Here is a 13145-nt window from a genome sequence, read left to right on the forward strand (position 1 = left end):
TGTCTCGTCTGTCGTCTCTGTCGCGGAGGAGGGCCGAAACGTTCGCGGAGGAGCGGCCGAAACGTTCAAGACGGGGCGGGCGCAGCGCCATAGCGTGCCGGTATGACACTTCGTTTCGACCTCATCGGCATCGTCACCTCCGACCTGGCCGCCTCGCTGGCCTTCTACCGGCGGCTCGGGCTCGACATCCCCGCGGACGCGGACACCCTTCCGCATGTGGAGTGCACCGGCCCCGGCGGCGTGCGGCTCGCGTGGGACACCGAGGAGACCGTCCGCTCGTTCGACCCGGACTGGACGGCGCCGCCCCACGGTGCCGGCCGGATCGGGCTGGCCTTTCTGTGCGACTCACCCGCCGAGGTCGACAAGGCGTACGGCGAGCTGATCGACGCCGGTTACGAGGGCCACCACGCCCCGTGGAACGCCGAGTGGGGGCAGCGCTACGCCACCGTGCTCGACCCGGACGGCAACGGGATCGACCTGTTCGCGCCGCTCGGCTGACGGCCGCGGACCAGCTCCGTCATCGGGACGCCCGCCAACGCGCGGATCTCGCGGGCCAGATGGGCCTGGTCGGCGTACCCCGCACGCAGCGCGGTCTCGGCCAGCGGCGTGCCCGCCGCGGCCAGCTCCAGCGCCCGCTGCATCCGCAGCACCCGGGCCAGCGTCTTGGCGCCGTACCCGAAGGCGTCCCGGCAGCGGCGGTGCAGCTGACGTTCGCTCAGTCCGACGCGGCGGGCGACCTGGGCGACACCGGCGCCGTCCCGCAGCGCCGCGACGACGGTCTCCACCAGTACGGCGCCGTGCGGGTCGGCGGCGGCGTGCCGCTCGGCTGTCAGTCGCCCCGCCGCGACCCCCTCCAGGGCGGCGAGCGGGTCGCGGGCCTGGGCGACCCGCTCGTGCAGCTCGCGCACCTGGCTGCCGGGCCACAGGTCGGCCAGCGGTATCCGCCGGTCACGCAGCTCCCAGGCGGGTGCGCCGAAGACGCGGGGTCCTGTGCCGGGTGGCAGCCGCAGTCCGTACACCCGTAGGCCCCTGCGTTCCGTGGCCAGATACGCGCGCGTGTCGGGCCCGGCGACGATCAGTTCGCCGTTCCACAGCAGCAGGTCCATGCACCCGTCGGGCAGCACCCGGCCGGTCGTACCCGGCGGCGCGGGGGCCCGGGTCCAGGCCATGGCGCCGCGCAGCCGCGATGCCCGTTCCTCGTACATGGGCCCAGGATGCACCCGCCCACTGACAGCGCTGCCGGGAAGCCGGACGGCTCAGCCGGTGCCGGCCCCCGCCAGGTAGGCCGTGGGGCTGACGCCGCGCAGCCGTTTGAAGGCAGCGCTCAGGGCGAAACCGTCCGCGTACCCGACCCTGCGGGCCACCGCGCCCAGGGTCGCGCCTTGTTCGCGGAGCAGCCGTGCGGCGAGGTCGATGCGCCAGTGGGCGAGATAGGTCATGGGCGGCTCGCCGACCAGTTCGGTGAAGCGGCGGGCGAGGCTCGCCCGGGAGACCCCGGCCTTGGCCGCGAGGGCCGCCACCGTCCAGCCGTGCCCGGGCTGCTCGTGCAACAGCCGCAGCGCCACCCCGACCATGGGGTCGCTCTGCGCGCGGTACCAGGCGGGGGCACGCGCCTCCGGACGGGCGAACCAGGCGCGCAGCACCGAGACCAGCAGCAGGTCCAGCAGCCGGTCGAGCACCATCTGCTGGCCCGGTGCGTCCTTGACGACCTCCGCGGCGACCAGCGCCAGCAGCTCCGCGTCCCACTCCTGCTTCCGCAGCACCAGAACGGGCGGCAGCGCGTCGAGCAGTCGTGCGCTGAGGTCACCGTGCAGCTGGTAGTTGCCGCTCAGCAGTGCGGTGGGATCCTCCAGACTGCGCCCCCAGGTACGCACCCCCAGCGCGAGCTCCTCGCACATGTCCACCCCGTCCGGGGTGGTGCAGCAGTCGCCGGGCTGGATCAGCAGCCCCGGCTCGGTCGCCGGGTCGTCGGCGAGCACATACGGCGCCGGCCCGCGCAGCACCGCCACATCGCCCGGCGCCAGCCGTACCGCCCGTGGGTCCTCGGAGTGCAGCACCCAGCCCTCACCGCGCAGCATGGACGCCACGGACAGCGGGGTGCCGTCCTGCACCCGTACGCTCCACGGCGGCGCGAGCACCGCCCGGTGGAAGAGCCCGCCCCGCGCCCGCGCCCCGCTCAGCACGTCGGTGAGCGCCTCGGTCAGCCCGTCGGCATGCTCCGCCTGTTGCGCACTGCTCGCGTCCCCTGTCACAACCACCGTCACAACAGCAGCTTAGACGCTCGGACATGGAGCTGAGCCGCTGAGCAATGTTCTTCTCCGGCCGCACGGCGTTGTCTTGAGTCATGACACAGCACACGAGCACGAACGCGACAACGACAGCGAACGCAGCAGCGGACACAGCACAGCAGCAGAACTCCCCGGCCCCCGTCCTCGTCCTGTGCGGCACCGGCAAGAACGGCAGCCGAGTCGTCGAGCGGCTGCGCGAGCGCGGCCACCCGGTGCGGGTGGGCTCCCGCTCAGGTGAGCCGCCGTTCGACTGGGAGTCCCCCGCCACCTGGGACGCAGCGGTGGAGGGAGTGGGCGCCGTCTTCATCATCTGCCAGCCCGACGTGGGCGCCCCGGGCTCCGCACAGGCGGTGCGCGCCTTCGGGGAGCGCGCCGCACGGGCCGGGGTGCGGCGGCTGGTGCTGCTCTCGGCGCGCGGCGAGGACCTGGCACTCCCGACGGAGCAGGCGGTACGGGAAGCGGGCACCGAGTGGACGATCCTGCGCACGAGCTGGTTCTTCCAGAACTTCAGCGAGGGCGTCTTCCTGCCGTACGTAGCGGCGGGCGAACTGCCCTTCCCCGCGGGCGACGTACGCGAGCCGTTCATCGACGCGGACGACATCGCGGACGTGGCGGTGGCCGCGCTGACGGAAGACGGCCACCACGGGCGGATCCACGATCTGACGGGGCCGCGGCTGCTCAGCTACTCGGAGGCCGTCACCGAGCTGGCCGCGGCGGGCGGGCCTGCGGTGCGCTATGTGCCGATGCCGCTCGAGGAGTACGCCGAGTGGCTGGCCGGGCAGGGCCTGGAGCCGGCGCTGGTGGCGTTCCTGGGCGAGCTGTTCGCCCAGCTGCTGGACGGGCGCAACGCGGTCGTCTCGGACGGCGTACGGGAGGTGCTGGGCCGGCCGCCCCGGGACTTCGCCGACTTCGCGCGCGAGGCGGCGGCGAAGGGCGCGTGGCAGGACTGACGGTCCTGCCCGGGCGGGGCCCACGGCGGTCCGGCCCGGGCGGGGCTCACGGAGGGAATCCGCGGCGGTACCGCGGGTCGCCCGGTTGCATCGTGTGCCGTGCGGGGCACGATGGACGCATGGATGATGTGACCGCCCTGGCAGCCGAGCACATGGCGCTGGCAAGGAAAGACCCGCACGGCCGCAGCGCGTACCTCTTCCTGCACGACGGGCCGCTGCGGCAGTCCGTCATCGCGCTGACGAAGGGCTCGGCGCTGGAGGAGCACAACACGCCTCCCGCGGCGAGCGTCCACGTCCTCCAGGGCAGTATCCGGCTCACCGAGGGCACCGCCGACCAGGACGTCGGCACCGGGCAGATCCAGCGGGTGCCGCATCTGCGGCACGGTGTTCTCGCGCTGGAGGACACGGTGTTCATCCTGACGGCGGTGACGGGCACCGACTGACCGGGGGCGCCCTCTCACCGAAAGGGAGGGGGAGGGCATGCCGGAGACGGCCTAACGCGCGCTCCACTCCGCGATGCGGTGCAGTACCGAGCGCAGCGCCAGCTCGTAGCCGAAGACGCCGTGTCCGGAGACCATGCCCTGGCACACCGGCGCGGTCACCGAGGTGTGCCGGAAGGGCTCGCGGGCGTGCACGTTGGAGATGTGCACCTCCACGCAGGGGATGCCGAGTCCGGCGACGGCCTCGATGGCGTCACGCAGTGCGTAGCTGTAGTGCGCGTAGGCGCCGGGGTTGAAGACGATGCCGTTGTCACCGCTGCGGGTGCCGTGCACGAAATCGATGAGCGCTCCCTCGCTGTTGCTCTGCGCGCAGCGCACCTCGGCGCCCAGTTCCTTGCCCAGTGCCGTGGTGCGCTCTTCGACGTCCCGCAGGGTGGTGCTGCCGTAGGTGGCCTTGTCGCGCTCGCCGAGCAGATTGAGATTGGGCCCGTGCAGGAGCAGCACACGCGGTGCTGTGGAGGAGCCGGCGAACGGCGCAGCAGAGGGGGAATTCGCGTTCATGGGGGCAGCCTAGAGCCCACCGGGCAGCCGGGCCCTGGCGACCGGGCAGCCGGCCAGGGTCGCGGTGCGGCTGACCTCGACCGTCCGGGGGCGGGCCGCTAGCCTCCACCAGTGAGGGGGGCTTGACCGAGGCGAGGAGCAGGGCGAGCGATGGGCTGGACAGCGCGGAACATCCCCGACCAGAGCGGCCGTACGGCGGTCGTGACCGGCGCCAACAGCGGGCTCGGCCTCGTGACGGCCCGGGAGCTGGCGCGGCGCGGTGCCCGTGTGGTGCTGGCCTGCCGGGACGAGGAGCGCGGCAGCCGGGCGCGCGACGAGCTCGTCGAGGAGCTGCCCGAGGCGGGGCCACGGACCGAACTGCGCCGGCTCGACCTGGGCGACCTGGCGTCGGTGCGGGCGTTCGCCAAGGAGCTGCCGGACGACCGGGTGGACCTGCTGATCAACAACGCGGGTGTGATGGCGCTGCCGTACGGCAGGACGGCGGACGGCTTCGAGCAGCAGTTCGGCATCAACCACCTGGGGCACTTCGCCCTCACCGGGCTGCTGCTGGACCGGCTGCTGGCCGCCCGCGCGCCCCGCGTCGTCACCGTCTCCAGCGGTTTCCACGCACTGTCCAACATCGATATCGCGGATCTCAACAGTGAGCACTCCTACCGGCGCTGGATCGCCTACGGCCGCTCCAAGACCGCGAATCTGCTCTTCACACACGAGCTGGCCCGCCTCCTCGCCGACACCCCGCTGATCGCCGCTGCCGCGCACCCCGGCTACGCGGCCACCAATCTCCAGACCGCCGGGGCCCGCATGGAGGGCAGGAAGGCCGTCGAGCGGGTGATGGCGCTGGGCAACAGGCTTGTCGCACAGTCCGCCGAGGCGGGCGCGCTGCCGACGCTGTACGCGGCAACGGCGCCCGGGGTGGCACCGGACTCCTTCACGGGGCCGCGGCTGCTGGGCTGGCGCGGCGCCCCGGCGCCGTCCTGGCGGGCGCCCTGGACACTCAGCGATGTGGCGGCAGAGCGGCTGTGGGCGGCTTCGGAGCAGCTGACGGGGGTCACCTACGGGGTGCCTTCGTGATCCGGGTGCTGGTGGTCGACGACGACTTCATGGTGGCCCGGCTGCACAGCACGCTGGTCTCCCGGGTGCCCGGTTTCGAGGTCGCAGCAGTGGCGCACAGCGGTTCGGAAGCGCTCAAGCTGGTGCGGGAGACCGCACCCGATCTGGTGCTGCTGGATCTGTATCTGCCCGATGTGAGCGGGCTGGAGGTGCTGCGGCAGCTGCGCGGTTCCGGTGCGCCCGGCGGGGGTCCCGATGTGCTGGTGATCACGGCGGCACGGGACGCGGCGAGCGTACGGGCCGCACGGCACGGCGGGGCGGTGCAGTACGTCGTCAAACCGTTCGAGGGGCGGCTGTTGAGCGAGCGCCTTGAGCGGTACGCGCGGGAGCGGCGGGAGTTCGAGTCGCTGACCGCGCCCGGCCAGGAGGAGCTGGACCGGGTGTTCTCCGGTGGCGGTACGGGCGCACCGGGTGTGCCGTCCCGGGAGGGCTCTGCCGTTGCCACCCGCAGTCCGCGTACCCGCCCGCTGCCCAAGGGGCTCACCGAGCAGACCGCGGCACTGGTGCGCTCCGCACTCGACGCCAGCCCCCGGGAGACAGGGCTGTCCGCCTCCGAGTGCGCCGAGCACAGCGGGCTGTCCCGGGTGAGCGCCCGCCGCTATCTGGAGCACTTCGTCGCGACCGGCACCGCACGGGTCACCCTGCGATACGGCACGACAGGCCGCCCCGAGCACCGCTACCACCGGATGTGAAGCGGCGGCGCTGTGCGGCCGATCCCGGCAATGCTTTCGTCCGCCGTTGCGTTGACGTCAGCGTCAACCCATAGCGTGCCGAGCACCGTACGAGAGCACGGAAGGCACCGCGGACATCACGGAAGAGCGCCGCGGAACAGCACGCGGAAAGGAGGGCCGCATGCGCATCGGAGAGCTGGCCAAGCGCGCCGGTACGACCACGCGGACCCTGCGCTACTACGAGTCGCGGGGCCTGCTGACCGTGGCGCGGGACGCGCACGGGTACCGCACCTTCGGCGAGGACGATCTGCGGGTGCTGCGGCAGATCAGGACGCTGCGGGAGAACGGCTTCGAGCTGGAGGAGACCCGGCCCTTCGTGGAGTGCCTGCGCGCGGGCCATCCGGAGGGCGACTCCTGCCCGGACTCGCTGGAGGTCTACCGCCGCAAGCTCGCCGAACTGGACGCGTGCATGGCCGAACTGCGCTCCGTACGGGACGAGGTCGCGGCGCGGCTGGCCCGCGCCGAGGTCGAGGCCGCTGCGGGTACGCCGCACGGCCCCGAACCGCGGTGCGAGCTGACCCCGCCGGGCCTGTTGCCGCACACACGCGAGGGACGCGAGGGAGACCGAAGACCATGAGCACAACAGCCGCCCATCTGCGGGAAGTCACGGACGCGACGTTCGCCGAGGAGGTGCTGCGCTCCGACATCCCGGTACTGGTCGACTTCACCGCCGAGTGGTGCCCGCCGTGCCGCATGGTCGCCCCCGTGCTCGCCCAGCTCGCCGAGGAGCGCGCGGGCACCCTGAAGATCGTCTCCCTCGACGTGGACCGCAACCCCGAGACCCAGGCCGCATACGGCGTCCTGTCGATGCCCACCCTCATCCTGTTCCGCGCCGGCGAGCCCGCCCGCTCCGTAGTGGGCGCCCAGCCCAAGCGCCGCCTGGTGGAACAGCTGGGCCTGGACGAGGCGCACTGAAGCCACGCCGCCAACCAAGCAACGGCGCACAGAAGAGGAGGCGGCACCCCCGCACGGGTGCCGCCTCCTGGCCGGGCCTCGTCCGCAGGTGAGGGTGAAGAGTGCGGACGGCAGCCCGGGAGTGGAATGGCTCTGATTGCTCCTTACTCGGCGGCCTGCTGGGCCGCCGCGCGGCCTGCCTCCAGGCGGGCCACCGGGATGCGGAAGGGGGAGCAGGAGACGTAGTCGAGGCCCACCTCGTGGAAGAAGTGCACCGACTCCGGGTCACCGCCGTGCTCGCCGCAGACACCGAGCTTGAGGTCGGGCCGGGTGGCCCGGCCCGCCTCGGCGGCGCTGCGGACCAGCGCGCCGACGCCGTCCTTGTCGATGGTCTCGAACGGCGAGACGCCGAAGATGCCCTTCTCCAGGTAGGCCGTGAAGAAGCTGGCCTCCACGTCGTCGCGGCTGAACGCCCACACGGTCTGGGTGAGGTCGTTGGTGCCGAAGGAGAAGAAGTCGGCGCACTCGGCGATCTGCCCGGCGGTGAGCGCCGCGCGGGGCAGCTCGATCATCGTGCCGAGGGTGAGCCCCAGCTCCACGTTGTGCTCGCGCTCGATCTCCGCGATGACCTGCTCGGCCTCCTCGCGGACGAGCTCCAGCTCCTGCACGGTGCCCACCAGCGGAATCATGATCTCGGCGCGCGGGTCGCCACCGGCGGCCTTGCGCTCGGCCGCCGCCTCGGCGATGGCGCGGATCTGCATGGTGAACAGGCCGGGGATGACCAGGCCGAGGCGGACACCGCGCAGGCCCAGCATGGGGTTCTGCTCGTGCAGCCGGTGCACGGCCTGGAGCAGCCGCAGGTCGTTCTCGTTGGCGTCCTTGCGGGACTCGGCGAGCGCGACCCGTACGGACAGTTCGGTGATGTCCGGCAGGAACTCGTGCAGCGGCGGGTCCAGCAGCCGTACCGTCACCGGCAGGCCGTCCATCGACTCGAACAGCTCGATGAAGTCGCCCTCCTGGAGCGGCAGCAGCGCGCTCAGCGCCTCCTCGCGCTCCTTCTCTGTGTCGGCGAGGATGAGCCGCTCGACCAGTTCGCGCCGCTCGCCGAGGAACATGTGCTCGGTGCGGCACAGGCCGATGCCCTGGGCGCCGAACCGGCGGGCGCGCGCGGCGTCCTCGGCGTTGTCGGCGTTGGCCCGCACCCGCAGCCGGCGTACCCGGTCCGCGTACGCCATGATCCGGTGGACGGCCTTGACCAGTTCGTCGGCGTCGTCGGCGCCCGCGTGCATCCGGCCTTCGAAGTACTCCACGACCGGGGACGGCACGACCGGCACCTCGCCGGCGTAGACCTTGCCGGTGGAGCCGTCGATGGAGACGACGTCGCCCTCCTCGATGACCCGCCCGTCCTGGGTCTTCAGGCAGCGCCGCTTGGTGTCGACCTCCAGCTCCTCGGCGCCGCACACACAGGTCTTGCCCATGCCGCGGGCGACGACGGCCGCGTGCGAGGTCTTGCCGCCGCGCGAGGTGAGGATGCCCTCGGCCGCGAGCATGCCGTCCAGATCGTCCGGGTTGGTCTCGCGGCGGATGAGGATGACCTTCTCGCCGGAGCGGGACCATTTGATGGCGGTGTAGGAGTCGAAGACGGCCTTGCCGACGGCGGCGCCCGGCGAGGCGGCGATGCCCCAGCCGATCTGGTCGGCGTCCTTGACGCCGCCGTTGCTGTCGAAGCGGGGGAACATCAGCTGGGCGAGCTGGGTCCCGTTGACCCGCTGCAACGCCTCGGCCTCGTCGATCAGGCCCTGGTCGACGAGCTGGGTGGCGATCCGGAAGGCGGCGGCCGCGGTGCGCTTGCCGACCCGGGTCTGGAGCATCCACAGCTTGCCGCGCTCGATGGTGAACTCAATGTCGCACAGATCCCGGTAGTGGTTCTCCAGGGTCTCCATGATCTGCATCAGCTGGTCGTACGACGCCTTGTCGAGCTGCTCGAGGTCGGCGAGCGGCACGGTGTTGCGGATGCCTGCGACGACGTCCTCGCCCTGGGCGTTCTGCAAGTAGTCGCCGTAGACGCCCTGCTGGCCGCTGGCCGGGTCGCGGGTGAAGGCGACGCCGGTGCCGGAGTCGGGGCCGAGGTTGCCGAAGACCATCGAGCAGATGTTGACGGCGGTGCCCAGGTCGTGCGGGATGCGCTCCTGGCGGCGGTAGAGGCGGGCGCGGCTGCCGTTCCACGAGTCGAAGACCGCGCGTACCGCCAGATCCATCTGCTCGCGCGGGTCCTGCGGGAAGTCGCGGCCGGTCTCCTCTGAGACGATGGACTTGAACTTGCTGACGAGTTCCTTGAGGTCGTCCGCCGTCAGATCCACGTCGGTCTTGGCGCCGCGCGCGCTCTTGACCTCGTCCAGCGTCTCGGAGAACCGCTCGCCGTGAATGCCGAGCACGGTGTCACCGAACATCTGGATGAGGCGGCGGTAGGAGTCCCAGGCGAAGCGCTCGTCGCCGGACTGGGCCGCGAGTCCGTGCACGGACTCGTCGGAGAGCCCGATATTGAGGACGGTGTCCATCATCCCGGGCATGGAGAACTTGGCGCCGGAGCGCACGGAGACCAGCAGCGGGTCGTCGGCCTGGCCGAGCTTTTTGCCCATCCGCTCCTCGAGCGCGGCCAGATGCGCGCTCACCTCGTCCTGGAGCGCCGCGGGGGCCTCGCCGGACTCCAGGTAGGCCTTGCAGGCCTCGGTGGTGATGGTGAAGCCCGGAGGGACGGGCAGACCGAGATTGGTCATCTCGGCGAGGTTGGCTCCCTTCCCGCCGAGGAGGTCCTTGAGGTCCTTGTTGCCCTCACTGAAGTCATAGACGAACTTCCGCTGCTGCGACTGCTGCTGCGACGCGCCTACTGCGGACTCTGCGTTCGCGGACTCTGTGTTCTTCGCGTGAACCGGCACCGGACTCGGCTCCTCGTGGTCGGCTGCCCTGACGGCGGGGAGCGTACCCAGATCCAAGGCTTACGAGTACGTCCAGCAGCACGTCACACGGCTGTAACCACCCATGTGCCGAGAGATCGAAAGTGCACGGCCCTCTCGGCTGATTGGGTATGCCATTCAGAACTCGAACGGATGATGACGTTCCGCTGGCCGGATCAGCGGCTTCACTCACGGAGAGTAGCGGTCTCTACAAGCCGGGAACCAAGGGTCGGTAAAACCCTGGCCTGCTCCTTGGAGATCTACAGCTCACATTTGAGCGCTCATCTGAGCGTACCCCTTATCAAGGTGGCGCGAATCACGCGACTGAACGGGTGAACGTCTCACTATGCGGACGGGCGTTCCGACCGCAGTACATTGCCTGGGTGACCGACCAGACCACCGCTGCGGCCACCGGCCCGACCGCACGCCTCTCCCCCGTCGACAGCGCGGCGGACGCCCTGTTCGTGTACGGCACCTTGCGCTTCCGCCGCATCCTGACCGCCCTCCTCGGCCGCGTACCGGCCGGCACCCCGGCCACCGCCCCCGGCTGGCGCACCGCGGCCCTCGCCCGGCGGCCCTACCCCGGGCTGGTCCCGGCACCCGGACAGACGGCTTCCGGACTGTTGTTGAGTGGGCTGAGCCCCCAGGAGTGGCGAGTGCTCGACGACTTCGAGGACGACGAGTACGAGCTTGTCCCGCTGCCGGTGGACAGCGGGACCAGGAAACCTCCGGGCACGGCCTGGGCGTACATCTGGGCGGCCCCGGGCGACGTCCGCCCGGAGAACTGGGATGCGGACACCTTCGCGGAGCGGCAGTTGGACCAGTACGCCGCACGGCTGGAGGAGGCAGCAGCGCCCCGTCAGGGGCGCGGGGAACTGCGCGCGTAACCTGGGGGCACCTCCCGGCCGGAGGCTGGGGGAGGACCCGCGGACCGCTACGGACAGAAAAGGGGCAACCCCTCCGGAGGGCTCGGCCTAACCGCCGGAGGTGTCGAGTTCGGCGTCCGCGCCGATGCCCGTGCCGCACTCGTACGGGTCGTCCAGCCAGCCCTCGGGCAGGACGACCTTGTTGCGCGAATGGGTCCGGCCGCGCGGGCCGTCGGCGCTTTCCGGCCACTCCTGGGTCAGGTCCAGCTCGTCGAGGAGTGAACGCAGCTCCTCCAGCGAGGCCGCGACAGCGAGACGCTTGCGCATCTCGGAGCCGACCGAGAAGCCCTTGGTGTACCAGGCGACGTGCTTGCGGAAGTCGATGACACCGCGTGCCTCGTCCCCCAGCCACTCCCCCAGCAGCCGCGCGTGCCGCACCATGACGTCGGCGACCTCGGCCAGCGTGGGCCGGGCGTAGGCGTGCGTACCGTCTCCGGCCAGCGCGGCCACCAGATCCGCGAACAGCCAGGGCCGGCCCAGGCAGCCACGGCCCACCACGACTCCGTCGCAGCCGGTCCGCCGCATCATGCGGACCGCGTCGTCGGCCGACCAGATGTCGCCGTTGCCCAGTACGGGGATCTCGGGGACGGCTTCCTTGAGGCGCGCGATGGCGTCCCAGTCGGCGGTCCCGCCGTAGTGCTGCGCTGCCGTGCGGCCGTGCAGGGCGATGGCGGTGACTCCCTCCTGAACGGCGATGCGCCCGGCGTCCAGGTAGGTCAGATGGTCGTCGTCGATGCCCTTGCGCATCTTCATCGTCACCGGCCGCCCGCCGGCGTTGCCCACGGCCTCGTGCAGGATGGCCCGCAGCAGCGGCCGCTTGTACGGCAGTGCGGAGCCGCCGCCCTTGCGGGTGACCTTGGGAACGGGGCAGCCGAAGTTGAGGTCGATGTGGTCGGCCAGATCCTCGTCGGCGATCATCCGCACCGCCTTGCCGACCGTCACCGGGTCGACGCCGTACAGCTGGATGGAGCGCGGTGTCTCGCTCGCGTCGAAGTGGACGAGCTGCATCGTCTTCTCGTTGCGCTCCACCAGCGCCCGGGTGGTGATCATCTCGCTGACGAACAGCCCACGGCCGCCGGAGAACTCCCGGCACAGCGTCCGGAACGGCGCGTTGGTGATCCCAGCCATCGGCGCCAGCACCACGGGCGGCTGGACGGCGTGCTCTCCGATGTGCAGCGGCTGGGTCGGCTCGGTCATGCGGCGGCGGTCCTCGACGGTCACTGGCGGACAGGTTCGGCGCTCCGGGTGCGGACATCCACGGGGGGCGGGCTCCCCGGGGCGACTCCCCATTGTCCCCCATCCGGGTAAGGAAGCGGAGCTGACCGACTACTGCTCCGCGATCACCAGTTCATGCAGCCGCTCCACCCGTGCCTGGGTCTCCTCGTCCCGCGGTACGTACGTGCCCAGGCGGGCGCCCTCGGCCGGGCCGAGCCACAGGCCGTGGTAGGTGAAGGACAGCATTCCCACGTGCGGATTGCGGAAGCGCTTGGTCTGGTCGACCGCGCGGGCCACCTCATGCCGTTCCCACAGCTCGCGGAACTCCGGCGAGGAGCGCTCCATCCGCTTCAGCAGCGCTTTCCACGCGGGCTCCGCCAAGTGCTCGGCCATCCGGGAGCGGAACCTGGCCGCCATCAGCCGGATCGTCTCCTCCCGGTCCGGCATGGCGGCCGCCCAGTCGGGGTCGGTGAAGGCCAGCCACATGCAGTTGCGGTCCTCGGGCGGATGCGCGTCCAGGTCGCCGAGCAGGCGGCCATAGGTGCGGTTGTAGGCGAGGATGTCGTAGCGCGCGTTCTGCACACAGGCCGGAAAAGGTTCGAGCTGGGTGAGCAGCTTCCGGATGCCGGACGGCAGCACTGTCGTCTCGTTCGCGGGCGTCGGGTCGGCCGTCCCCGCCAGCGCGAACAGATGGGCGCGCTCGCTGGAGTCCAGCATCAGGGCCCGGGAGAGGGAGTCCAGCACCTGCGCCGAGACCTGGATGTCACGGGCCTGCTCCAGCCACGTGTACCAGGTCACACCGACTGCCGACAGCTGCGCCACCTCCTCGCGGCGCAGCCCCGGCGTACGGCGGCGCGGCCCGCGGGGCAGCCCCACCTGCTCCGGGGCGATCCGCTCCCGCCTGCTGCGCAGAAAGGCCGCGAGCTCCTCGCGGCGCACGCTGTCGGCAGGTGCGCGCGTTTCCGGGGTCGCGTGGGCGGTGCCGGGGGTGCTGACGCTCATGGCACCAGGATGAGGCACGCCGCATCCTGTTGCCAGGTAGTCGCTGTACCAGGATGAGGACCGTCTGGTACCAG

The 13145-nt window shown here is 71.5% G+C and carries 14 protein-coding genes; 8 read left to right on the forward strand and 6 right to left on the reverse strand.

Translation table 11 applies throughout. The features are described from left to right. The first annotated feature begins 102 nt into the window (after positions 1-102). Positions 103-498, forward strand: a complete 396-nt coding sequence (locus ACQEU8_RS29460) for a VOC family protein (RefSeq protein WP_433106402.1) — start codon at positions 103-105, stop codon at positions 496-498. Here ACQEU8_RS29460 and ACQEU8_RS29465 read toward each other — a convergent pair. Both ACQEU8_RS29465 and ACQEU8_RS29470 read right to left on the reverse strand, forming a co-directional pair. Next, complete coding sequence (locus tag ACQEU8_RS29465; RefSeq protein WP_433106404.1) at positions 438-1205, reverse strand: helix-turn-helix domain-containing protein; 768 nt, start codon at positions 1203-1205, stop codon at positions 438-440. The genes ACQEU8_RS29460 and ACQEU8_RS29465 overlap by 61 nt on opposite strands. Before the next feature lie 51 nt (positions 1206-1256). After that, positions 1257-2204: an AraC family transcriptional regulator gene (locus ACQEU8_RS29470; protein ID WP_433108809.1), complete on the reverse strand. Its 948-nt coding sequence runs from the start codon at positions 2202-2204 to the stop codon at positions 1257-1259. 140 nt (positions 2205-2344) lie between these two features. Between ACQEU8_RS29470 and ACQEU8_RS29475 the strand changes: the two genes are divergently transcribed. Continuing rightward, positions 2345-3238: an NAD(P)H-binding protein gene (locus ACQEU8_RS29475; RefSeq protein WP_433106406.1), complete on the forward strand. Its 894-nt coding sequence runs from the start codon at positions 2345-2347 to the stop codon at positions 3236-3238. Between the two features lie 119 nt (positions 3239-3357). Then, positions 3358-3681, forward strand: coding sequence for a cupin (locus ACQEU8_RS29480; protein ID WP_433106408.1), 324 nt, complete (start codon positions 3358-3360; stop codon positions 3679-3681). A gap of 51 nt (positions 3682-3732) precedes the next feature. Here the strand turns inward: ACQEU8_RS29480 and aroQ are convergent, their stop codons facing one another. After that, complete coding sequence (gene aroQ / locus ACQEU8_RS29485) at positions 3733-4239, reverse strand: type II 3-dehydroquinate dehydratase (protein ID WP_433106410.1); 507 nt, start codon at positions 4237-4239, stop codon at positions 3733-3735. A gap of 150 nt (positions 4240-4389) precedes the next feature. Here aroQ and ACQEU8_RS29490 point away from each other — a divergent pair, with 150 nt between their 5' ends. The 4 genes from ACQEU8_RS29490 to trxA all read left to right on the forward strand — a co-directional run bounded on the left by ACQEU8_RS29490 (position 4390) and on the right by trxA (position 6995). After that, complete coding sequence (locus ACQEU8_RS29490) at positions 4390-5310, forward strand: oxidoreductase (protein WP_433106412.1); 921 nt, start codon at positions 4390-4392, stop codon at positions 5308-5310. Then, positions 5307-6041: a response regulator gene (locus ACQEU8_RS29495; protein ID WP_433106414.1), complete on the forward strand. Its 735-nt coding sequence runs from the start codon at positions 5307-5309 to the stop codon at positions 6039-6041. The genes ACQEU8_RS29490 and ACQEU8_RS29495 overlap by 4 nt, the downstream gene beginning before the upstream one ends. Before the next feature lie 160 nt (positions 6042-6201). Continuing rightward, on the forward strand, positions 6202-6657 hold the full coding sequence (locus ACQEU8_RS29500; protein ID WP_433106416.1) for a MerR family transcriptional regulator: 456 nt from the start codon (positions 6202-6204) through the stop codon (positions 6655-6657). Next, positions 6654-6995 (forward strand): thioredoxin, encoded by a 342-nt coding sequence (gene trxA / locus ACQEU8_RS29505; RefSeq protein ID WP_433106418.1) that lies wholly within the window; start codon positions 6654-6656, stop codon positions 6993-6995. Before ACQEU8_RS29500 ends, trxA begins: the two co-directional genes overlap by 4 nt. A 143-nt stretch (positions 6996-7138) precedes the next feature. Here trxA and ppdK read toward each other — a convergent pair whose 3' ends face one another. Continuing rightward, positions 7139-9910, reverse strand: coding sequence for a pyruvate, phosphate dikinase (ppdK, locus tag ACQEU8_RS29510; RefSeq protein ID WP_433106420.1), 2772 nt, complete (start codon positions 9908-9910; stop codon positions 7139-7141). A gap of 401 nt (positions 9911-10311) precedes the next feature. On the opposite strand from ppdK, the gene ACQEU8_RS29515 reads away from it, so the two are divergent. Continuing rightward, entirely contained in the window at positions 10312-10815 is a 504-nt protein-coding gene (locus ACQEU8_RS29515; protein WP_433106422.1) for a gamma-glutamylcyclotransferase family protein, read from the forward strand. 87 nt (positions 10816-10902) lie between these two features. Here the strand turns inward: ACQEU8_RS29515 and dusB are convergent, their stop codons facing one another. Together dusB and ACQEU8_RS29525 are read right to left on the reverse strand one after the other, a co-directional pair. Next, positions 10903-12051: a tRNA dihydrouridine synthase DusB gene (gene dusB / locus ACQEU8_RS29520; protein WP_433106424.1), complete on the reverse strand. Its 1149-nt coding sequence runs from the start codon at positions 12049-12051 to the stop codon at positions 10903-10905. Positions 12052-12180: 129 nt separating this feature from the next. Beyond that, positions 12181-13071, reverse strand: a complete 891-nt coding sequence (locus ACQEU8_RS29525) for a helix-turn-helix transcriptional regulator (protein ID WP_433106426.1) — start codon at positions 13069-13071, stop codon at positions 12181-12183. Between the last annotated feature and the right edge of the window lie 74 nt (positions 13072-13145).

It is taken from the genome of Streptomyces sp. CA-250714, from assembly GCF_050936705.1.
Taxonomy (GTDB): domain Bacteria; phylum Actinomycetota; class Actinomycetes; order Streptomycetales; family Streptomycetaceae; genus Streptomyces.